This window comes from Streptomyces glaucescens (assembly GCF_002154375.1).
GTDB classification, from domain to species: domain Bacteria; phylum Actinomycetota; class Actinomycetes; order Streptomycetales; family Streptomycetaceae; genus Streptomyces; species Streptomyces glaucescens.
In genome coordinates, this window is the sequence record NZ_MUND01000320.1 from 8264 (window position 1) to 28732 (window position 20469).

The 20469-nt window shown below is 72.0% G+C and carries 19 protein-coding genes and 1 pseudogene; 10 read left to right on the plus strand and 10 right to left on the minus strand.

What is annotated here, in order from left to right; all coding sequences use genetic code 11:
• Window positions 1-29: 29 nt before the first annotated feature.
• Entirely contained in the window at window positions 30-893 is an 864-nt protein-coding gene (locus tag CCN42_RS21160; protein ID WP_086737844.1) for a helix-turn-helix domain-containing protein, read from the plus strand.
• 12 nt (window positions 894-905) lie between these two features.
• Window positions 906-1640, plus strand: a complete 735-nt coding sequence (locus CCN42_RS21165) for an AAA family ATPase (RefSeq protein ID WP_086737846.1) — start codon at window positions 906-908, stop codon at window positions 1638-1640.
• Window positions 1641-1960: 320 nt separating this feature from the next.
• On the opposite strand, the gene CCN42_RS21170 is transcribed toward CCN42_RS21165, so the two are convergent.
• From CCN42_RS21170 to CCN42_RS21180, 3 genes are all read right to left on the minus strand, one after another.
• Window positions 1961-4228, minus strand: coding sequence for a PA14 domain-containing protein (locus CCN42_RS21170; protein WP_086737847.1), 2268 nt, complete (start codon window positions 4226-4228; stop codon window positions 1961-1963).
• Between the two features lie 479 nt (window positions 4229-4707).
• Window positions 4708-5481: an adenosylcobinamide amidohydrolase gene (locus CCN42_RS21175; RefSeq protein ID WP_086737850.1), complete on the minus strand. Its 774-nt coding sequence runs from the start codon at window positions 5479-5481 to the stop codon at window positions 4708-4710.
• 88 nt (window positions 5482-5569) lie between these two features.
• Window positions 5570-6442: a trypsin-like serine protease gene (locus CCN42_RS21180; protein WP_211294763.1), complete on the minus strand. Its 873-nt coding sequence runs from the start codon at window positions 6440-6442 to the stop codon at window positions 5570-5572.
• A gap of 171 nt (window positions 6443-6613) precedes the next feature.
• Here CCN42_RS21180 and CCN42_RS21185 point away from each other — a divergent pair.
• The 3 genes and pseudogenes from CCN42_RS21185 to CCN42_RS21195 form a co-directional block, all read left to right on the plus strand.
• Window positions 6614-7816, plus strand: a pseudogene (locus CCN42_RS21185) (SMI1/KNR4 family protein); the annotation flags it as partial.
• A 217-nt stretch (window positions 7817-8033) separates the two neighbouring features.
• Window positions 8034-8279, plus strand: a complete 246-nt coding sequence (locus CCN42_RS21190; RefSeq protein ID WP_086737851.1) for a hypothetical protein — start codon at window positions 8034-8036, stop codon at window positions 8277-8279.
• On the plus strand, window positions 8279-8572 hold the full coding sequence (locus CCN42_RS21195) for a hypothetical protein (protein ID WP_086737878.1): 294 nt from the start codon (window positions 8279-8281) through the stop codon (window positions 8570-8572). Before CCN42_RS21190 ends, CCN42_RS21195 begins: the two co-directional genes overlap by 1 nt.
• A 154-nt stretch (window positions 8573-8726) precedes the next feature.
• Here CCN42_RS21195 and CCN42_RS21200 read toward each other — a convergent pair whose 3' ends face one another.
• Both CCN42_RS21200 and CCN42_RS21205 read right to left on the minus strand, forming a co-directional pair.
• Window positions 8727-9971, minus strand: a complete 1245-nt coding sequence (locus CCN42_RS21200) for an alpha/beta hydrolase family protein (protein ID WP_086737853.1) — start codon at window positions 9969-9971, stop codon at window positions 8727-8729.
• A 320-nt stretch (window positions 9972-10291) separates the two neighbouring features.
• Window positions 10292-11020, minus strand: coding sequence for a lysophospholipid acyltransferase family protein (locus CCN42_RS21205; protein WP_086737855.1), 729 nt, complete (start codon window positions 11018-11020; stop codon window positions 10292-10294).
• Window positions 11021-11654: 634 nt separating this feature from the next.
• On the opposite strand from CCN42_RS21205, the gene CCN42_RS21210 reads away from it, so the two are divergent.
• Window positions 11655-12272, plus strand: a complete 618-nt coding sequence (locus CCN42_RS21210; RefSeq protein ID WP_086737857.1) for a GNAT family N-acetyltransferase — start codon at window positions 11655-11657, stop codon at window positions 12270-12272.
• Between the two features lie 9 nt (window positions 12273-12281).
• Here the strand turns inward: CCN42_RS21210 and CCN42_RS21215 are convergent, their stop codons facing one another.
• Both CCN42_RS21215 and CCN42_RS21220 read right to left on the minus strand, forming a co-directional pair.
• Complete coding sequence (locus tag CCN42_RS21215; RefSeq protein ID WP_086737859.1) at window positions 12282-12797, minus strand: DUF6584 family protein; 516 nt, start codon at window positions 12795-12797, stop codon at window positions 12282-12284.
• A gap of 50 nt (window positions 12798-12847) precedes the next feature.
• The gene (locus tag CCN42_RS21220) at window positions 12848-13771 is read right to left on the minus strand and encodes a LysR family transcriptional regulator (protein WP_086737880.1); all 924 of its coding nucleotides are present in this window, start codon (window positions 13769-13771) and stop codon (window positions 12848-12850) included.
• Between the two features lie 89 nt (window positions 13772-13860).
• Between CCN42_RS21220 and CCN42_RS21225 the strand changes: the two genes are divergently transcribed.
• Window positions 13861-14784 carry a zinc-binding dehydrogenase gene (locus CCN42_RS21225; RefSeq protein ID WP_086737861.1) on the plus strand — a complete coding sequence of 308 codons (924 nt, stop codon included), beginning with the start codon at window positions 13861-13863 and terminating at the stop codon, window positions 14782-14784.
• Complete coding sequence (locus CCN42_RS21230; protein WP_086737863.1) at window positions 14781-15791, plus strand: alpha/beta hydrolase family protein; 1011 nt, start codon at window positions 14781-14783, stop codon at window positions 15789-15791. Before CCN42_RS21225 ends, CCN42_RS21230 begins: the two co-directional genes overlap by 4 nt.
• Before the next feature lie 60 nt (window positions 15792-15851).
• Here the strand turns inward: CCN42_RS21230 and CCN42_RS21235 are convergent, their stop codons facing one another.
• The gene (locus CCN42_RS21235) at window positions 15852-17405 is read right to left on the minus strand and encodes a serine hydrolase (protein ID WP_086737865.1); all 1554 of its coding nucleotides are present in this window, start codon (window positions 17403-17405) and stop codon (window positions 15852-15854) included.
• A 351-nt stretch (window positions 17406-17756) separates the two neighbouring features.
• On the opposite strand from CCN42_RS21235, the gene CCN42_RS21240 reads away from it, so the two are divergent.
• Window positions 17757-18194: a DUF6892 domain-containing protein gene (locus tag CCN42_RS21240; protein WP_086737867.1), complete on the plus strand. Its 438-nt coding sequence runs from the start codon at window positions 17757-17759 to the stop codon at window positions 18192-18194.
• 1 nt (window position 18195) lies between these two features.
• Here CCN42_RS21240 and CCN42_RS21245 read toward each other — a convergent pair whose 3' ends face one another.
• Window positions 18196-18573: a hypothetical protein gene (locus CCN42_RS21245; RefSeq protein ID WP_211294764.1), complete on the minus strand. Its 378-nt coding sequence runs from the start codon at window positions 18571-18573 to the stop codon at window positions 18196-18198.
• Between the two features lie 311 nt (window positions 18574-18884).
• Here CCN42_RS21245 and CCN42_RS21250 point away from each other — a divergent pair, with 311 nt between their 5' ends.
• Window positions 18885-19670: a class I SAM-dependent methyltransferase gene (locus tag CCN42_RS21250; RefSeq protein WP_086737870.1), complete on the plus strand. Its 786-nt coding sequence runs from the start codon at window positions 18885-18887 to the stop codon at window positions 19668-19670.
• Window positions 19671-19681: 11 nt separating this feature from the next.
• Here CCN42_RS21250 and CCN42_RS21255 read toward each other — a convergent pair whose 3' ends face one another.
• Window positions 19682-20266, minus strand: a complete 585-nt coding sequence (locus CCN42_RS21255; RefSeq protein WP_158102113.1) for a tryptophan 2,3-dioxygenase family protein — start codon at window positions 20264-20266, stop codon at window positions 19682-19684.
• Between the last annotated feature and the right edge of the window lie 203 nt (window positions 20267-20469).

The window sequence follows — 20469 nt, forward strand, 5'->3', positions numbered from 1 at the left end:
ACTTTGCGGACACGGCCTAGCATGTCCGCATGGGACAGTCCGAACTCGGTGCCTATCTCACCGCCCGGCGCGCCGGTGTCACCCCGGCCGAGGCGAACCTCCCGGCGACGGGGCATCGCCGGGTGCCGGGGTTGCGGCGCGAGGAGGTGGCGCTGCTCGCCGGGGTCAGCGCCGACTACTACACCCGACTGGAGCAGGGGCGGGAGCGTACGCCTTCGGCGCAGGTGCTCGACGCGCTGGCCGTCGCCCTGCGGCTGGACGAGGACGGCCGCCTGCACCTGTTCCGGCTCGCGGGGCTCGGCCCGCGCCCCCGGGCCGCCGCGGTCTCCGCCCAGGTGGAGCCGAGCCTGTCGGCGCTCATGGACACCTGGCCGCACAACCCGGCCGTCGTCCACAACCGCGCGTACGACGTGCTGGCCTCCAACGCCATCGCCGACGCGCTCTTCCACGGCTGGACGCACTCGCGCAACCTCATGCACGTCGTGTTCACCGACCCGGCCGCCCGCGTCTTCTACAGGGACTGGCACGACGTCGCCCGCAATGCCGTGGCCGGCTTCCGGCTCGGCCACGGCGCGGCGCCCGACGATCCGCGGGTGCGCCAGGTGCTCGCCGAACTGCTGGACGGCAGCGTCGAGTTCGCCGAGTTGTGGGCCCGCCATGACGCACGTGGCAAGGCGCTGGAGCGCAAACGCTTCGTCCATGGCGAGGTCGGGCCGCTGACGCTGACCATGCAGACCTTCGACGTCCGCTCGGCCCCGGGCCAGGAGTTGGTCGTGTATCACGCCGAGCCCGGTTCTCCCAGCAGCGAGGCGCTCGCCCTGCTCGGATCGCTGACCGCGACCGCCCGCGGGGCGGCCGAGCCGACGGGTCGGCGCGGCCGGCACACTCCGTGACATACTTTCCAGGTGATCATCGAACGTGCGTACGCATCCGGGGGTGGCCGGGAGGACGGGGGGTGGCCCTGGTCCTTGCCCTGCGTGCGGGAGTTCCTGACGGAGGGACTGCGCTTCACCGCGCCGGTGACCTTTCTCGTCGGTGAGAACGGCTCCGGCAAATCGACTCTGGTCGAGGCGCTCGCGGAAGGGTTCGGCCTCGATTCCTGGGGCGGCTCGCACGACTGGCGCTATGCCAGTCACCGGCCCAGATCCGTGCTGGGCGAGAGACTGCGTTTCGACGCCGCCCCGCGGGGTCGGTCCATGCTGAGCAGCTGGTCCGCCCGCAAGGGCTTCTTCCTGCGGGCCGAGACCGCGTTGGACGCGCTGGACCGGGAAGGGTTCGCACCCGATTCGGTCAGCCACGGCGAGGGATTCCTCGCCGCGTTCCGGGGGAAGTTCCACCAGCCGGGGCTGTATGTGATGGACGAGCCCGAGGCGGCGCTGTCCTTCACGTCCTGCCTGGAACTGCTCGGCCACGTCGATCAGTTGGTGAAGGCCGGCGGCCAGGTCGTCTGCGCCACCCACTCGCCGTTGCTCACCGCGCTGCCGGGTGCGGACATCATCGAGGTCGGCGAGCACGGCATGCGCCGCGCCACCTGGGACGAACTGGCCCTGGTCGACCACTGGCGCCGCTATCTCACCGACCCGCATTCCTACCTGCGGCACATCCTCGACCAGGACGTGTCGCCTGGATCAGCGGGCTGACCAGAGGAAGGTGCGGTCGGCCGCCCTGGCAGTCCTCAGTCGGCCAGCCGCTTCGGCTCTGACGTAACTCGCACCGAAGTCGGCGCCCATGAGCGGGACTGGGCGGGTGCCTGCGCGGGATTCTCGCAGGCTGGAAACCTGCTCCGGCAGGTCGGCGGGTCCCGTCGGTTGCTCACCTCACGCCGGCGAAGCCGACGCCGCGCGCAGGGTCGCGACGGAGCCGTCACCTTGATCGCACTGCCGCCCTCCGACGCGAAGGCCCCCGCCGTCCGGAAGCATGAGGCGTCCGGACGGCGGGGGCGGCGGGATCGAGTGGGGCGTCAGGGCGCCATCATCGATATCCCGAACGGCACGGCCTGCGGGGCCGACTCGGTGCCGTCGGCGGCCACGGCGGTGACGACGTAGTAGTAGTACGCCCGCGCCAGACCGGGGTCCTTGTACGTCAGCGCCGTCACACCCGTGGCGATGCGGTGCTCAGGGGTGAAGACGTCCGAGCTGGACGTGGACCGGTAGACGTTGTACGAGACGGTCGCACCCTGGTCGCATGCTCCGACCTCCCAGTTGAGCTGGGCGTAGTCCGCGCCCCTGCCGCCCCCGGTGATCCGGGGGGTGGCCGGTCCGGTCAGGACCGGGCAGGGCACGGTGACCTCGGCCATCGGCGAGAAGTCGGACCACTGGTTGTGCGTGCTGACGGCGCGCACCACGTAGCGCCAGGTCTTGCCGGCGGGCACGTTCTCGTTCGTGAACGTCGTCCCGGTGATGAACGGGGAGACCGAGTAGGCCGTCGTCGGGTCCGTGCCGGTCGTGCGGTAGACGTGGTAGCCGGCCACATCGGTCGACGTGCTCGCGGTCCACTCCACCTTGACGTTGCCGTTGTCGGCCGTCGCGGTGACCGAGGCGGGCGCGGCCGGCTTCTCGTGGACCGGCAGGCGCTTGCCGTAGACGGTGCCGTAGCCGGGCTCGGGCATGGGGGAGACATTGCCGGCCGCGTCGACGGCGCGGACGGTGTAGCCGAACCGCACGCCGGCCGGGGTGCTGGTGTCCAGATACTTGGCGTCCCGCACCACTGCGACCTGCTCCCACGCGCCGAACGTCTGCATGCGCATGACGAGGTAGTGGTCCGTGTCGTCGGTGTTGGGCATCCAGACGAGGTGCACGCCGTCCGTGGCGTCCCAGGCGTCCAGGCCGTACGGCATGCGCGGCGGGGTGACGTCGCCGGTGCGGGTGGCCGAGGCCGTCGCTGACGGGTTCGACTCCGTGCCGAGAGTCGTGACCGTCCTGACCTGGTAGTGGCGCACCTCGCCGACGGGCGCCGCGTAGTCGTCGTAGCCGGGGCCGGTGACCGGCGTCTCGGTCAGCCGGGTCCAAGGACCGGCGGCCGCCTCGGCGGCATAGACGTGGAACCGGTGGGACGCGTCACCGTCGTACCGCCAGCCGACGCTGTTGCGGTCGACCCAGCCGTTGGCGGAGACGGCCGTGGGCGGCAGCGGCTTGGCCTCGGTGGCGTCGAGCTGGATGGGCGCGGAGTACGCGGAGGCGTTGCCCGCGCTGTCCTTGGCCCGCACGCGGTAGTAGTAGGTCGTGCCCACGGCGGCGGACGGGTCGGTCAGGGCGGCGCTCTGCGTGGGCGTGCCGGCCGAGGCGAACGGCCCCTCGGGCGCGACGGCCCGCTGCACCTCGTAGGAGTTCGCCCCGCTCACCGGGGACCAGGAGAGCCGGGCGCCGGCAGACGGGTCGTACGTGGCCGTGAGCCCGGTGGGCACGGCGGGGGCCGTCCTGTCGGCGCTGACGACGCTCGTCACCGCGGACAGCGCGGAGACGTTGCCGGAGCGGTCGACGGCGCGGAGGGCGTACTCGTAGGCGGCGCCGGTGGCCGGGGGCGTGTCGGTGAAGGTGGTGCCCGTGATCAGGGTGGAGTTGCGCAGGCTCCAGCCGCTGCTGCCGGCGACGCGGCGGTAGACGCGGTAACCGGCCTGGTCCATCTCGTAGTTGCGGGACCAGGTCAGGGTCGTCTTCAGGGTGGACGCCGAGTAGCTGGACTTCACGCCGACCGGGGCCAGGGGGGCGGTCTTGTCGTAGGTGGCGCCGATGACCGGCTTGTAGGAGAAGGAGACGTTGGCGGTGCCGGTGAAGGCGGCGAAGTCCACACGCAGGGTGTGGGTCCCGCGCGGCATGGTGAAGCGGACGGTCTTCCGCTGGGTCGAGCTGACGTTGCGCCACAGGTCGATCTTGCGGTAGCCGTCGACGTAGACGCGGGCGCCGTCCTGGACGGCGACGCTCAGGTCGAAGGGGCCGCCGGAGCCGAAGTTGCGGGTGGTGGTCCAGCGGACGCCGAAGTAGTCGCTCGGCAGGCTCACCCCGGAGGGGTCGCCGGAGCCGTAGTTCTCGGCGATGGCGGTATCGCAGACGGTGGCCTTCGGAGTGCCGGAGAGGGTGGTGTTGGCGTAGTACTGGGCCTTCCACACGCCGGCCGAGCAGTTCACGGCCGCGTGCGCGGTCGTGGGGAAAGCGAGCCCGGCCAGGACTGTGGCCAAGGAGAGCACGGCCGCACCACCTGTACGGCGGGCCGCGCCGAGGGATATTCGCATCTACGGATGCTCACACTTCGATGAGGAGAAGAGGACAAGGCGTGTATGCCGCCGCAATGGTGCCATTTGAGAGATCACTTGCGATAGCCGGTTTGGGCGGTGAGTCACCGACGAAATGGGGCTGCTCGGGTGACGCAACGCAGTCATTGGCCGGCCGGGCCGCTTCGGCTCTGACGTCGCTCCCACCGAAGTCGGCGCCCGAGAACGGGACTGTGCGCGTACCTGCGCGGGATCCTCACAGGCTGGAAGCCGTGCTCCGGCAGGTCAGCGAACTCCGCCGGCTGCTCCTCCGTGGGTTTCGATCCGGCCCAGGGCCCGTGTGGGGTCGAAGTCGGCTCGCCGCACCCCGGGCCGTTCGGCGGCCTGGTCCGGACCGCCCTGGAACCGGACGAGCGAGGGAGAAAGTGAACCACCTGATCGACGCGGCCAGGATCCTGAGCGGCTCGGTGCTTCTGCTCCTCTACCTGACCGACGTGGTGTCAGAAGTGCCGTACCCGGTCTTCGCCGTCCTGCTGGGCGCCGGCCTCGTGGTGGACGCAGTCCGGAACATCGCGGCCAAGAGATCCTGAACCGCTCACCGGCCGCGCGGCAGCGCGTACGGCACCGTGGACCGCGCGGGCCACGCGCGCACCCCACAGCGAGCGGGGGCCCGCGAAGGCATGCACCCCGTCGTCGCCGCCCGCAGACCGGGCGGCGACGCACACGGCGTCCGTGGGGGTCCCTGAGCAGTCGTATCCAGCGCCGAGCAACGCCTGCACCTTGGCCTCGGTGGCGGTGGCCACGGCGTTCACCAGCGCGGCGTCGGTCAACGCCACCGGGAGCGCGACGACGATGTTGATCGTGCCCGGCGGCGCGGCCGTGACCGTGCCCTCCGCCGGGGAAGCGGCCCAGCCGCGCACCCCGAGCCCCGTGGTGGCGACCGCCTCCACCCCGCCGTCGCACGCGTGCCCGTACGCCCCGACATCGGCAGCCGTCATCAGCCCCACCCCCGGCCCCTCCGCGCCGGCCTCCCGCGCCAGCTCGGCGAGGTGCCGGTCCGGGTCGGTACGCCGATAGCCGTGGGAGACCTGGGCGTTGAGGACCCATGTGCGTACCCCGAGGCCGCCGCCGAGCACGGCACTGCTGATCATCCGCCAGCCGTCGCCGGCACGCCACAGCAGACTGTGCAGCCGCTCGCCGTCCTCGACGCGGGTGAGTCGCCGCACCTGCAGCAGACCGGTGGCGGGGCGGGGCGGCGGAATGACGGCGGTCACCGGACGGGTACTCCTTGCGCGGCGGGAACCGGCTGATCGTACGCCCCGCCGTCCGGCCCGGCGTCGGCGGATCCGCCCCGCCCGGCGATCACGGCAGGGCGACGTACGGCGACAGGAAGGCGCGCGCCCCCGGTGTGTCCAGCCGGTACGTGACATTGGTGGCGTAGCACGGGCTGTCGCCGGTGATGGTCGTCGAGGCGAGGACCCGCTTGCCGTCGATCATCGCGAAGTTGGGTCCGCCCGAGTCGCCGTAGCAGGCACCGCCGTTGCCCTGCGGTGCGGTCATGGCGAGGCGCACCCAGGCGTCGTTGAGGGCGCCGAAGCTCACCGGTGCCTTCATCCGGACGCCGCCGCCGGGGTGGGTGTGGCCGCCCGGTCCGCGCGCGGCCTCCTGGGTGCCGTATCCGGCGACGACCCAGTCGGTCGCGTTGAGCCGCTGGGGTCCGAGCGCGTCGAGCCGGCCTGCGGTGGGCAGCGCGGCGGGCGTGAAGGACCAGCGGGACTTCATCTTCGCGGCGGGCACCTCGACGACCGAGATGTCGTACGTGTCGGCGGCCGGGCCCGGGTAGCCGGAGTGGCTGTGGGCGGTGCCCTCGACGGCGACGGCTGCGGCCTGGGCGGCGGGATCGGCCGGGTACTTCTTCGCCGCTGCGTCCAGTCCGGCCTGGACGTCCTGGTCCAGGGAGACGTGGAACCGTACGTTGTCCGGCCAGTCCGTCGTGCAGTGAGCCGCCGTCAGGAACGTGTCCGCGTCGATCATCGTGCCGGAGCAGACCCAGTCGACGCGGTCGGGGGTGGCCGGATCGCCGTCGTCGTCCCAGGTGGCCACGAGGGCGCCGACCTCGGTGCGTTCGGGGGCGGGGGCCGCGTTGTACGAGTTGATCGCGGACGAGGGCAATGCCGTGGCGAGGACGGCGGCGCAGGCGGCCGCGGTGACGGCGGTGGCGCGTATGGCGGTCAAGAAGAACCCCTTCGCTGGGTCTGGATCGGGTGTTCCTCCTGTGGGGGTGGGTGCATTGAAGCGCCTGTGATCGCCCACGGCAAGACCGGGGCGCCGCTGACCCTCACCGTCCGGCTGCCCCGGGAAGCGCGTGGCGGGGCGTTGTCAGTGCCGGGTGGCAACATCGGACCCATGACGGGCACCACGGCATTCGACTGGCGGTCCTTCCTGCTCGAGTGGAGTGGGGAGTGGGCGGATTCCCTGCCGGACGGCGGGACGCGGAGCGAGGACGACGAGGCGGCGCGACGGGCGCGGTGGCTGGGGTTCCCGCCCGCGTCGGAGGAGCGGATCGCGGCCATGGAAGAGCGTTTGGGCCGTCGGATGCCCCCGTCGTACCGGGAGTTCCTCAGGGTCAGCGACGGATGGCGGCACGCGGGCGGGTTCGTGTGGCTGCTGGCGGGGACCGCGGACGCGTGCTGGCACGACAACGAGTCGGGACTCGCGGACTTGTTCGAGGAGTATCTGGACGAGGACGCCGAGCCCGAGGAGCGCCGGGAGGCAGACCTCTGGCGGCGCGGGCTGCAGCTCGACGTCGAGTCCGACATCACCCACGTCCTCATGGACCCCGAGGACGTGGACGAGGACGGTGAGTGGGCCGTGTACACATGGGCGAGCTGGCGGGCCGCACCACCCGAGCGGCACGCGAACTTCCTCGAGTTCATGCGAGAGATGCACCGGGAGTTCCACCGCCTGCGGGCGCACCGGCGCGGCGACGGGGAGCCGGAGTTCGCCAACGGCACGACGCGCGAGCTGGACGCCCGTGTGGCGGAAGCCCGGCAGGAGGCGCTGGGCGGCCGCTGGGAACGGGCCGTGGAAATGCTGGATGAGGCCAAGCGGTACGGCAGACCGCGAGCCGCCGGTCTGGGCGACCAGATACGCCGCCTGCTCGGGCAGACCCACCTGGCCTACTTCGAGGACGTGGTGACGGACCCGCGATACGCGCCCGACCTTCTGCCGTCACTGGTCGCCGAGCACGCGGCTCACTCGTACCGGGACGACTCCACGCTGACGTTCGACCTGAGGGGCGCCGACGCCGGCTTGGTGTCACAGGCTTACGCGACCTTGGAACAGGTGCGGAACGGCGCGTACCGGTACACGGCGTCCGGGCCGTTCGGCGAAGCCGTCGAGCGGGCACGGGAGCTGGCGCACCGGGGAGACACCGACGGGGCATGGCGGACCCTGAGCAAGGCTGTGCCCCTCTGGCAGCCTCTGGGACCGGACCACCTGGCACCGCTGGGGTGGCTGGCCGACCCGGTGCTCGGTCCGCTGCTCACCCCGGAGCGGGGCCGCGAGCTGCTGTCCACTCCCCGGGGAGGGCATGGGCGGAGTGACCCGGCGCAGCGGTGAGATACCGCAGGCGCTGGAACCCGGCCGGTTCCTCGGCGGCCCGGAGAACGGCGCCGACGCGGAACTGCCGCTGTGGTGGCGTGGGCACCGAACTACTCGGCGGATGAGACCGGCGTCGGTCATTCCGAGCACGGCTTCCCGCCTGGGGGCGGTGCAGGGGAGCGGCGGGCCCACCACCACTGGCGCTGTGCGTCGTTAACCGAGCATGATCAATGAATCATCGGTTCCCGAGCTGGCACGTCAGTACGGACTCACCCAGCTCACAGCCCAGTACGTGCTCGACCTGCGGGCTCGCCTGGCGGAAGAGCACCCGAACGACGCGGATGCCCAGGAGAAGGCGTTCCTCGACGCCGTGCGCGATGGATGGACGCAGGGTGAGCCGTGGGCGCAGGAGTGGGCTGAGGCGGCTGTGAGGCAGGGCAGGGGTTTCCCGGATGGCAGGCTTGAGTGATGCAACCCGGGAATCGCGCTACCGAGAAGGCCCTTCGGCACCTGCTCAATGAGTGGGACCCGATCGGCGTCGCCGACGTGGTGCAGGACGAGTACGACTGCCTGCTCCCCCCACTGCTCCGGCTGCTCGGCGGTGGTGCCGATCAGGCGGGGATTGGTGACTTCCTGCGGCACGAGTTGGAGGACCACTTCGGCCTTGCCCCACAGCCGTCGGAGCCGGAGGCGATGGCGGCCCGGGTGATGGCCTGGTGGGCAGCCACTGGCCGGGCGGCCGGTGAGAGAGGCGGCATCTAGCCGCTTCCGCCCTGGTATGGAGCGGGCCCTCGCTCCCGGGAGGGACGCCGAAGCGTGGTGACCCGTGGTGGCAGCGCGGAGGGCCTCACCGGTCGATGGTGAGGCCCCGGGCGTGTGGTGCGGTCAGGTCAGGCTTGGGCGGGTCGAGCGGTGCTCAGCCGCTGGTGCCGTAGCGGTGTGCGGCGGATCCGTCAGTGCTGGCCTCGGGTCGGATGAAGAGCACCTCCGGGTTGGCCGGCGTCGGGCCGTCCAGCAGAGGCTGTGGGCGGTGGCGCAGGTGGAGGTCGAAGAAGGCGGCGGTGTAGGCGCGCATGACCGTCACCGCGCGGTCGGCGGGGATGGTCGGGGGTGTGCCGGGGTAGGGCAGGCCGAGCTGGTCGAAGAGGACTGCCGTGTCCGAGAAGGTGTAGTGGTGTGACCCCGTGACGGAGAGCCAGCGCTTCCAGCCGCTGAGGTTCTTCCAGGCTGCCTGCCAGGTCGGGTCGGGGCCGTTCGGCCCATGGGCCGTTTCGTCGGCGCCGAACATCATGAACGGCCGGTCACCGAAGCCGTTCGGGGGTATCGGGTCGCCGAACGAGCCGTCCATGTTGATGCCGGCCCGGACGCGGCTGTCTCGCGCCATGAGCGAGGCGGCTGCCGCACCGCCGAGGGAATGTCCCATCGCGCCGATCCTCCTGCGGTCGATCATCGAGGCGTGACGCCAGGCCGGGTGCGGGCCGGTGAGGCGGTCCAGGACGAACGACAGGTCCTGCCCGCGGTTGACGGTCGCCTTGTGCATGTCCTCCCAGGTCTGCGCCTTCTCGCACGCGACGCAGGTGAGCATGCGGTTGCCCGGGAACAGGGTGCCGGAGGACTCGTGGGCGTGGTCCACGACGGCGACGACGTAGCCGCGGCTTGCCAGGTCCTCGGCGAGGGTGGTCAGGGTGAAGCGGGGTGCTCCGAACCCCGGTGAGAGCAGGAGGAGCGGGTGCCGTCCGCGTTCCGGTACGGCCTTGGTGAGGCTGTGCGTTCGCGTGGCCCCGAGTCTCACGGCGGCTTCGGGGTCCGTTCCGCCCGCCGCTTCCACCAGCAGTTGTGCCTCGCGCGGGTCCGCGTACGGGGCGGAGCGGCCCGCGGCGGCACGGGAGGGGTAGTACAGGTCGACCATCAGTTCACGTGGCCGCTCGGGCACCCACAGGTCCTGCCGGGAGGAGTCGACGAGGTGGAGGGTGGACCGGCCGACCGGTGAGGTCCCACCGGGGCGGGGCAGCAGGACACCGGTCGTGGTCTGCTGGGCGGGGGCGGCAAGCGTGGGTTCCCGGCTGCCGAGGTCCTGCGCGTGCGCGACCGTGGGGATGACGGCGGACACGGTCATGGCCGCCAGGACGGCCGCGGAACTCACCATACGCAACGTCTTCATGCCTGGACATTAGGCACCGGCCGCCGCTCGTAGCGTCCGCCTCAGGTCGCGACGGACATGCGACCTGAGTCTGATCCGGCACTCATCGCCCAAGGGGTGACGGCAGCCACCGGCCATGCGGAAGACCGCCAACTCCCCCTGCGAGCAGGCGGAGTACGGTCCGGCCGTCAGAGCTGCCGGACCAGCACGGCGTGACCCTCGCGGGCCGCACGGCCGGAGAACTCCACGAGTGCGTCGTACAGGTGACGCCTACTCCGGCGTGCGCGCCCGTCCGGTCGTACGGGCGGAGACACTCCCCCACTCCGCTCATGAGCCCCTGCTCATGAGCCGTGCTGAGCGGACGTGACAACCGACGAGCCGCTGGGCGGACGGTCGTCACTGCCCTGCCGTGACGCGAGTGCCGCGGGTTCGCCCAGGTGCGCGGCCGCCGTACGCCACGCCCTGGTCACCGCCGCGTGGGCCCGTGCCGTGCGCGCCGCGGCATCCCCGGTCAGGGCCAGCGGGGCGGCGATGTGAACGTGCAGGTGCGGACGCCGGACGGGCGCTGTCGCCAGGCCGGCGAGCTGCTTCGCCACGCTGCCGGAGGTGATCCGGCGAGCACCGGCCTGGCCCACCGGCACGACGGGCGCGCCGACTCGCTCGGCCAGCCGGACGAGACCGCTGCGGAAGCTGCCGGGGGCCGCTTCCGCGGCGTCCGTGCGGCGGGGCAGGCCCCCCTCGGCGTAGATGAGCACGCACCGGCCCCGTTCGATGGCCTGCGCCGCCAGGTCGAGCGCGGTCGCGGCCCGTCGGTCGCCCCGGTGTACGGGGACATGCCCTTCTCGTGCCAGGGCACGCCCGAGCACCGGCACGCGCCACAGGCCGGCTGCCGCCATGACGACCGGCTCGACACCGAGGCGGTGCAGGGCGGCGAGCACGATGGCGGGGTCGGCGAGCGAGGTGTGGTTCGCTGCGATGATGCTGCCCGGCGCGAGTTCGGTCCCGGGGTCGGTGGTCACCGACAGCCGGCCGAAGGCGGGCACCAGGCGGTCGGCGATGCGGCTGAGCACGGAGCGGTCTCCAGGTCTCGACGGTGTGTTGATCTCCATCGTCGTCGTCCGGCGCCACCCCCGTCCTGAGTCCTCGTACTCATTTCACCGGGGGTCCGATTGCTCGCTTGCGCCGCCGGGTCCGCTAACGAAGGAGGCACAGGGGATGCGCGTATCGAAGACGGCGGCACCCGGGCCGGCCGTTCCCGCTCCGGGGTGCGGCTGGTACTTGTCGGCTCCCGCGCTCGCCGCCGCGGGGGTGTATGGCGGCACCGTGTGGACCGTTCGTTCGTGGGCGAGTTGCCCGCTCGGCAACGACGCGAGCAACGACATAGGGCTGACGCTGCTGATGCCGGTCGTATGGCTCTGCATGACCTTGCTGCTGCTTCTGTTGCAACTCGCCCTGCGCGGGTGGGCTCCCTGGTGGTCGGGGCCGGCGGGCAGCCAAGCGGCTCGCACCGCTCATGATGGTGATCGCGCTTACTCTGCTGTACCGGCTCGGGATGGGCTGGCCGGTCCACCCGCCCGGAGGCCTGTGCGTCGAGGGCTACCGACTGTTCCCGTTCACGGGCAAGACGGGCCCGGACCTGGCTGGCAGGCGCAGGGTGAACGCTGCCGCCGGCTGGTGCGGCCCGGGCGGACGTACGCTCGTGGCATGAAGGAAACCGCACAGGACACGGGCGAACTCGGCGTCGTCGGGAACATCGTCTACCGGTTGGCGCGGCCCGGCGACAGCGAGGCCCTGGCACGGCTCGACGGTTCGTTCACGACGGATTCCGTGTTCGAAGTGACCGCAACGGGCGAGGGGTTCAGGATCCGTGAGAGGCCTGTGGATCCTCCGATCCACAAGGTCTTCCCCGATGACGATGACGAGGACGACGACGAGGGCGCGGGCGAGCACGAGGACCGTGAGGGTGACGGCAGTGATCCCGGCCTGGTCCGGACAGTGGTCGCCTTCGACGGGAAGGACCTGTGCGGGTTCGTCGAGACCGCCTTCAGTCCGTGGAACGGTCGTCTCACCATTGCCGATATCGAGGTGGCGCCCGAGTGGAGAGGCAAAGGGGTGGGGCGCGCCCTCATGAACTTCGCCTTCGACTTCGCGAAGGAGCGTGGAGCCGCACACGTCTGGCTCGAGGTCAGCAACATCAACGCTCCCGCCGTTCGCGCCTATCTCCGGATGGGATTCGTCCTCTGCGGGCTGGACACCTCGCTGTACGACGGCACACAGTCGGCCGGCGAGCAGGCGCTCTTCATGTCCCGACGGGTGTGCTGACCACGCTTCTCACAGCAGCTGACGGAAGAGGGCGACGAGTCCGTTGACCCAGACCGCGAGGAAGGCGAGGAGCGCTGTCAGGCATCCGGCCCCTGCCAGGAAGTCGGTGAACGAGCGTCGTCGGGTGTCCTCCTTCCAGCCGGACGGCGTCGTGTCCCAGTCCACGGGGCGGCCCAGGGCTTCGGCGCAGGCCGTGCGTACTGCTGCCAGTTGTTCTTCGGCGAAGGCGGTCTGGGCCAGCGACTCAGGGCCTCGCCAGGCAAGTGCCCGCATGCGCTGCGACGCTGTGTGGTACCTCTCTTCGAAGGCGGCGGTCTCCGCTGCGTCCCGGTCCTGCTCGAGATACATCCAACGGCCCGCCTCCGCCGGCTCTCCGTACAGCCGGTAGACCTCGGCCAGACGGCGACGGACCGTCAGGTCGTGCGGGAACGACGACACCAGGCCGCGCAGGCGCTGGCGCGCGACGGGGACCCGGCCGGCGGCCAGGTCCCCGTCGACTCGGGCAAGTGTGTCTCTCAGCGGCATGAGCGCATGATCGGGTACCGCTGCCCGTGCCGTCGACCTGGTTTCCTCGCTCAGTTCGCGGGCGGTTCGGGCAGCCAGTCGCGGGCCGGGTCGTACTCCAGCCACCGGCTCCGGCCTGCTTGGGCGGCGCAGGCGGCGGTGAGGTCGTTCAGTCCCGGGTGCCCGTGGCCGGTGCGCCACAGCAGGGACCAGGCGTAGAGCGGGGTGGGGTCGATCAGGGGGACGGCGCGCAGACCGGGGGTGTCCGGCAGGGGCATGTCGGCGGGCAGCAGGGAGAAGCGTCGCGGCTCCTGTGCCACCTCGGCGAGGAAGTGGGTGAGGCCGAGGTTGACGCTGGTGGCGGTGGTCCGGATGCCGAAGCGGCCGGCGAACTGGTGGAGGAAGTCGAGCCGGTCCAGCGGGCCGGGTGCCCACAGCACGCTGTCGCGCAACTGGTCTGGCCGTAGCGCCGGTTCCGCCGCGAGCGGGTGGTCCGCGCTGAGCACCGCGTCCACCGGCTCCAGGCGGACCAGGCGGTGTGCCAGCCCGGCGTGCAGCGGGGGGTGGACCCGGCCGAAGGCCGCGTCGATGTCGCCGTGGAGCAGTGCGGCCGTCACCGACGGCAGGTCGCGTCCGTGGCCCAGCACCAGTTCCCCGGCCCGTCCGGCGACCTGTGCCAGTGTCCGCATCGGCGCGTAGAGGTGACCCCAGACGTCCACGCGCAGTGGCCGGTGACTGCCGACCGCCGCCGCGACGGCGATGTCGGCGGCGGCCAGGGCCTGTCGGGCCGGTGGGAGGAAACGCCGGCCGGCGTCGGTGAGGCGTACCCCGCTGCCGCCGCGCTGGAACAGCTCGGTGCCGAGGAGGGATTCCAGCCGGGCGATCCGCTTCGACAGCGCCTGCTGGGTGATGGTGAGCGTCGCCGCGGCGCGCCCGAAGTGCAGTTCCTCGGCGGCGCGCACGAAGGCACGTACGTGCGCCAGGTCGAGATCCATGGCCTCCACCATAGGTGACAACCGGAAGTTGTCGATCTTGCTCGTTGGTTGTTGGCTCGCGGGTGAGGTGCGCGGGTTGCATGTGCCGTATGCAGAGACTGATTCCCACGGGGGACCCGGCCCGCCCCGTCGCCTTCGCCGAGGTCCCCCCACCCGTGCCGGAGCCCGGTGAGGCGCTGGTCAAGGTCGAGGCGTTCGCGGTGAACCGGGGTGAGACGTTCCTCCTCGAACACCCTCGGCCCGGATTGCTGCCCGGCAAGGACATCGCGGGGCTCGTCGTCCAGGCCGCGGCCGACGGCTCGGGCCCCGGCACCGGCACCCGCGTGGTCGGGCACCCGGCGCAGGGCGGCTGGGCCGAGTACGCCGCCGTACCCACGCACTCCCTCGCCGTGCTCCCGGACGACATCGACAGCGTACGGGCGGCGGCCCTGCCCCTGGCCGGGATCACCGCTCTGCGCCTGCTGCGGACAGCCGGTTCCCTGGCCGGCCGGCGGGTGCTGCTGACGGGTGCGTCGGGAGGGGTCGGCCACTACGTCACCGAGCTGGCAGTCGGCGCCGGAGCGGAGCTGACCGCGGTGACTGCCACACGGGCGCGCGGCGAGCGGCTCGCGGAACTGGGCGCGCGGGTGGTGCACGAGGTGGCTGCCGCTCCCGGGCCGTTCGATGTGGTGCTGGAGTCCACGGGGGGTCCGGAATTGTCCCTCGGCCTGTCGAAGGTGCGCCCGGGCGGCACGCTCGTCTGGTTCGGTCAGGCGAGCCGTACCCCGGTGACCCTCGACTTCTTCGACCTGCTGGGCGGGCCCGAGCGCGTCACGATCCGGCATTTCCACTACGCGGGCGCCCCGTACGGCTCCGATCTGGCGGCGCTGGTCCGCCTGGTGGAGCAGGGGCGGCTGCACCCGGAGATCGGCCGGACCGCGGACTGGGCGGAGACCGCCGGCACACTGGTCGACCTGCGGGAGCGCCGGATACGAGGCAAGGCCGTCCTGCTGACGGGAGGGGCGTCCCGATGAACGTCCGCGAGTTCGCCGACGCCCAGTGGACCCGCGCCACGGGGGCGGGCGTCGATCCCCATGAGTACCGTCGCGTCACCGGCTGCCTCGCCTCCGTCGCCGACTGGGGACCGTCCTGCGTCCGCACCGGACACGCCTGCCTCCAGCGCGCGGAAGCGGCCGGATCCGCCGTCTCCGCGGGTGAGCACCTGCTGATGGCGGCCCGGTGGTTCCATCTCGCCACCCTCGCGCCCTACGCGGAGGCGCACCGTGCCGCCGCCGCGGCGGACCACGCCCTCGGCCGGGCCCTCACCGCGCTGGAACCCGGTGCGCGGCGGGTGAGCGGTGAGGGATTCACCGGCTGGCTGCGCGGCCCCTCCGACGCGCCCGGCACGGTGGTCGTCGTCCCCGGTCTGGACTCCGCGAAGGAGGAGTTCCTCGGTCCGGCGTCCGCGCTGCTGGCCAGGGGTCTGGCGGTGTTCGTGATGGACGGTCCCGGCCAGGGCGTGCTCGCGGCCACGACGACCCTCGCGCCGGACTACGAGCGCGTCGTCGGCCGGGTCGTCGACGCCCTCGGCGTCGCCCGCGTCGGGCTCGTCGGCCTCAGCCTGGGCGGATATTACGCGGCCCGGACCGCGGCGCTGGAGCCGCGCGTGGCGGTGGCCGCCACCGTCAGCGGCCCGTTCCGCCTCGACTGGGCGGAGCTGCCCCCGCCGGTGCGGGACATCATGGCCCGGCGCGCCGGAGGAGCGGACGCCGCCCGCGACTTCGCCCGCCACGTGGACCTCGCCGGCCTCGCACCGCGCATCACGGCACCACTGCTGGTCGTGGACGGAGGCCGGGACGTCATTCCCGGCGTGACGAACGGCGAGGCCCTCGCCCGGCTGGCACCGCGGGGCACCTACCTCTCCGTCCCCCACGGTGATCATCTGCTCGGCGACGCGCGGCCCGACTGGCTGCCCCGGCTCGCCGACCACATGGCGCACAGCCTGACGGGAACGCCGGCAGGAGCCGCTTCACCGGAGTGACCGTCCACCCGAAGACCGGTCCCGCACCCGGGCCTTTCGGGGGCGCAGCCGGCCGGGCGGTCACCTGGGCGTCGCGCCGGTGCGGGTGAAGGTGCCGAGTCCCTCGGTGTTCAGGTACTCGACGGTGAAGGACTTCCCGTCCGGGGTGAAGGTGACGCCGGTCAGACCGACGGCGTTCTCGCCCGCGGTCCGGAAGCTGAACGTGTCGCCGTCATAGTGCGTGAGGCGGTACGTCTGGGGCTGCGGGCCGAGTTCCAGCGTCAGGGCTCCCTCGTCGTCGACGACCCGGGCGCGCCCGTAGTAGTCGCTCTCGTACGTGCCCGCGTAGGTGCCGGAGTCCTTCGCGGGGGTGGCGTCGGAAGGCGGGCGGGCGTAGTCGGTCTTCGATCGGCCCGCGTCCGCCTCCTGCTGGTACAGCGCGTCCACGAGGGGGATCCAGTCGCGGCTGATCTCGCCCGTCTGCGCGATGTCGAAGAAGTCGAGGGCGACGGCGTCGGCGACCCCGACCGGTGAGGTGTTCGTCAGGACGACGATGCCGAGCTGCTCGCCGGGCAGCATGGTGACGTTGGTGTGCGCGCCCTGCGCGAACGCTCCCGTGTGCGAGAGCCTGAGCCGGCCCTGGTCGTCGTAGCTCACGTTCCAGCCCAGGCCGTAGAAGCCGGTCCGGCCGGCCGGGGCGTTGGGCGGGCGCGCGACCGACTCGGGCCAGTGGGTGCGCCGCAGGGCCTCGGCGTCGATGATCTGCCTGCCGTCGAGCTTGCCGTCGGCGAGCTGGAGCCGCAGCCAGGTCGCCATGTCGCGGGCGGTGGAGCTGACGCCGCCGGCGGGGGACTGCGCGTCCGGGTCCCTCAGGAACTCCGGGCGCCAGGTGCCGTCGCCGGTCCTGACGTGGCCGCGGGCCCGGTTGGCGGCCTTGGCGTAGTCCTCGAAGCGGGAGCTGGTGGAGTTCATGCCGGCCGGCTTGTAGAGGGTGTCGGCGGCGAGCTTCTCCCAGGGCACGCCCTTCTCGTCGGCGACGGCCTGGGCGGCGGCCGTCAGGCCGAAGTTGGTGTAGGCGTAGCTCGCGCGGAACGGCGTCAAGGGTTCGTAGCGCAGGTGGGACAGGATGTACGCGCGGTCGTGGCCGAGGTCTTCGAGGAGGTCCCCGGCGTGGTCGGGGAGGCCGCTGCGGTGTGAGAAGAGGTCGGCGACCGTCACGTGGGAGGTGACCCACGGGTCCTTGAGGCGGAAGTCCGGCACGTTCGGGGCGACCGGCTCGGACCAGCCTTCGACGCCCACGGCTCCGGAGACGACGGTGGAGGCGATCGGCTTGGAGACGGAGGCGAGCTGGAAGACGGTGTCGGCGTCGACGGCGGCCTGCTCGCCGGCCTTCCGGACCCCGTACCCCTTGAGGTGGACCACCTTTCCGTCGTGGACGACGGCGACGGCCACGCCGGGCGCCCCGGTCCGCCGCATGGCCGCCTCGACCACGCCGTCGAGCTGGTCCACGGCCCGCCGCACCTCCGCGTCGTCGAGCTGGGGCGGCGGCTGGGGCGGGGGCGGTGACGGTCCCGGTGCGGTGACGCCCAGCAGCGCCGTCAGCCCGGCCGCGGCAATCCATCCGAGAGCGTTCACCTCTCCATTGAAAGGCGCCCGACGCGGTCTGTCGCGCGGTGCCGGCACGCCGCGGACGTCACCCTCCGTCCCGCTTCCACCACAGGTCAGGACCCCGACCCCGATCCCGGTGCCGATGCCGATGCCGACGCCGACGCCGTTCGAGCGGAAGCGGGCGAGGGGCCGGCCCGCTGGTCACGCCCCGAACCTGCGGCGTACGACGACGATCACCGCACCCGCCCCGAGGGCGAGCAGCCCGACACCCCCGAGCAGCGCGGCGCCACCGGCGCCGCTCGACGCGAGCGCACCGCCGGAGGTACCACCAGCGGCTCCGCTTCGGGGACTGTCAGTGCGCGCTGCTATATGTGGGCCATGACCGCCTTCCGTGACTTCAACTTCAAGCTCCTCGTCGTCGAGAAGCTCATGTACTGGGACGGGACGCTCTTGCCCGCCTTCAGTCTGAGAGAGCACATGCGGGCCCGTGGGGTCGAGGACCTCGACCGGTACGTCCAGGACAACGCCTTGGAGTACACCGTCCTCGACGAGGCTCGCGCGTACTTCGAGGAACTGGAGATACCGGCGGAGCTGCTCGCCACCGTGGAGGAGCTGACGTTCGACGGCGGGCACCAGGTCTTCATGGAGTGCGCCCCGGTCTGGGACGGCGAGGACGACCTCTTCGACCTGCACTCCCTCGACGACCTGCATCTGCTGCCGAACCTCAGGCTGTTCACCGGCGCTCTCGCGCTGAAGCACATGATCCCGGGCGCCCCCGACATCCTGGCGGCGAGGGGTATCGCCACCCGCGCCTGAGTCAGGAGCGGCGGCGCCGCTCGTACCGGAGCGCCGCACCCGTGACGACCGCGCCGGCCCCCTCCCACAGGCCCACCCCGAGGAAGCCGGCCGGAGCACGGCCGGCGGCCACCGCCAGCGTGAAGACCACGCAGGTCAGCAGCCGGAAGGGGACGGTCCAGCGGAAGAAGGCCTTCCAGTCGGCCAGGGCGGCCAGCACGTAGTAGACGCCCATGTTCAGTGCCGCCATGGAGGACGCGGTCAGGAACACCACGGTGTGGTCGCCCTCCGCGCGCCGGGAGCCCGCGGGGGGCGCGAAGCCCATGAGCGCGAGCAGAGCGTCCGGGGCGATGAGCCCCACCACGCCCAGAACTGCGGCGAGGACACCGAACACGGCCATGGTCCAGCCGGACGGGGAGCGGGGCAGGAGTCGCACAAGTCCTCCGGGAGTGAGGGGAGTTGCGCGGAAGCATACGGGGACGCACCGCGGGTGGCCTGAGCGGAGTCCGGCGGCCGTGTGTCAGGGGACGAACGAACCGGTCCGTGGTGCGCGGGGCGCGCCTCGCTCACGGGACTGTGCTTCCGTACGCTCCGCGCCCGCCCCGTTCGCAGCGTGCCGGTCGTCCGTTGAGCGGAGGAGAACGGTCAGTGTGGCCCCCGCGCGTCCAGCAGCGAAGGGCTGTGCGCGGCGTCGGCGAAAGGGAGCAGAGGGTGGAGCCGCAGAAGATCATGCCCGTGGGCGGTCTGAGGACGGACGAGGACGCGTACCGCGACGCGTACCGACGGTTCCTCGCCGGCAGCGACGAGAAGGAAGCCACGCACGTCTACCTCGACCAAGTGGTACGCGGTCTCCCTGCCCGGCGCGTGCTCATCGACGTCGGTGCCGCCGACGGCACCACGACACGCCACCTCAGTCCGTCCTTCGAGCGGACCGTGTGCGTCGAGCCCAGCGAGCCCATGCGCCGGGCCCTCGCGCGGACGTGCCCCGGCGCCCGGGTGCTGCCGGACCCGGTCCTCCAGGCACGGCCGGGCGTCCGGGCCGACCTGGTCCTGCTCTCTCACGTGCTGTACTACATCCCCCGGCCGGAGTGGGTGGTGACGGTGCGGCACATCATCGACTGGCTCCAGCCGGGCGGCACCGCGCTCGTTCTCCTGCAGGACCCCGACAACGCGTGCATGCGCATGGTGCGCCATTTCACCGGCGTCCGCTTCGACCTCGAAGAGCTCCGCAGCGAACTCGCCTCGGACCCGGCCGGCCCGGTCGGCGGGATGCGGCTCGACACGGTTCCGGCCCGGTACCGGACCGTGCATCTCGAAGAGGCGGTCAGCACCGCGGAATTCCACCTGAGTGTTCCCGCCGACCGGACCGAACGCCCCCACCCCGCCCGCCACGCCGTGCAGGAGTACGTGCAGCGGCATTTCCGCACCCCCGCGGGTGTCTACACCATCCCGCACGACCAGGAAGTCCTGCGGATCGAGCGCTCCGTCTCTCGGTAGGGAAGGTTCCGCTACCCGTCGGGCGGCAGGTCGATCCGGGAACGCAGGTAGGCCAGACCTGACGTCCCGCCTGTGCCAGGCCGGTCACCAATCATGCGCTCCACGAGGAGGAGGTGCCTCGTCCGCCAACGGGTCACCGCCGCCCGCAGTGCCCACAGCGCGTCAGCCACCTCCCGCCCCCGGGTGTGCTCCTCGCCGCTCGCGGAGCCGAGGCAGTCCCGCATGGCGATGCGTCGGAACAGCTCGCTGAACTGGCTCGACTGTGCTCCGCTGGCGTCGTCGAGCAGCGGGCGGAACGCGGTGAAGCTCTCCGGGGCGAGGTGGTCCAGCAGCGCGAGGTGCGACTCGAGCACGTCGACGACCGCGGTGACCCGGCGCAAGGACGTGGCAGCCCCGGCGTCCTGGCCGGCACGTGCCTGCTGCCCGGCCCTGTCCAGGTCCACCAGTGCCTGGCTCACCAGCACCTCGGCGGACTGGTGGACGGTGATGAAGAAGTGCTCGTCCGCCCACTGGGCGGGCCGGTCGTCCGGGGTGCGGGGTCGCTGAAGGTTGAGGAGATCGGGAAGTTGCAGGTAGCAGGCGTAAGGCGTCTCCATACACCGATGGTGACCGATCCCGGCGGCGGGACTCCCCGGCGCTGCCGGGAAGCCGGTCACGTCACCCGATCGGTCCCCTTGCCCGCCGCTGCCGAGGGGGAGCCTAGAGGGGGTCGTCAAACTCCCGTCGTCGTCCGCAGGACGGCCCTGCGGCGTCCGGTGCGTGCTCTCGGCGCGCCGGGCGGAAGTCCGCGTACTGGGCG

Coding starts and splice junctions, on each gene's coding strand:
- CCN42_RS21255 (WP_158102113.1), bottom strand. CDS start 20,266: ATGGAGACGCCTTACGCCTGCTACCTGCAACTTCCCGATCTCCTCAAC.
- CCN42_RS21220 (WP_086737880.1), bottom strand. CDS start 13,771: ATGGATCTCGACCTGGCGCACGTACGTGCCTTCGTGCGCGCCGCCGAG.
- CCN42_RS21160 (WP_086737844.1), top strand. CDS start 30: ATGGGACAGTCCGAACTCGGTGCCTATCTCACCGCCCGGCGCGCCGGT.
- CCN42_RS21240 (WP_086737867.1), top strand. CDS start 17,757: ATGACCGCCTTCCGTGACTTCAACTTCAAGCTCCTCGTCGTCGAGAAG.
- CCN42_RS21230 (WP_086737863.1), top strand. CDS start 14,781: ATGAACGTCCGCGAGTTCGCCGACGCCCAGTGGACCCGCGCCACGGGG.
- CCN42_RS21245 (WP_211294764.1), bottom strand. CDS start 18,573: ATGGCCGTGTTCGGTGTCCTCGCCGCAGTTCTGGGCGTGGTGGGGCTC.
- CCN42_RS21225 (WP_086737861.1), top strand. CDS start 13,861: ATGCAGAGACTGATTCCCACGGGGGACCCGGCCCGCCCCGTCGCCTTC.
- CCN42_RS21170 (WP_086737847.1), bottom strand. CDS start 4,228: ATGCGAATATCCCTCGGCGCGGCCCGCCGTACAGGTGGTGCGGCCGTG.
- CCN42_RS21195 (WP_086737878.1), top strand. CDS start 8,279: ATGCAACCCGGGAATCGCGCTACCGAGAAGGCCCTTCGGCACCTGCTC.
- CCN42_RS21210 (WP_086737857.1), top strand. CDS start 11,655: ATGAAGGAAACCGCACAGGACACGGGCGAACTCGGCGTCGTCGGGAAC.
- CCN42_RS21190 (WP_086737851.1), top strand. CDS start 8,034: ATGATCAATGAATCATCGGTTCCCGAGCTGGCACGTCAGTACGGACTC.
- CCN42_RS21200 (WP_086737853.1), bottom strand. CDS start 9,971: ATGAAGACGTTGCGTATGGTGAGTTCCGCGGCCGTCCTGGCGGCCATG.
- CCN42_RS21215 (WP_086737859.1), bottom strand. CDS start 12,797: ATGCCGCTGAGAGACACACTTGCCCGAGTCGACGGGGACCTGGCCGCC.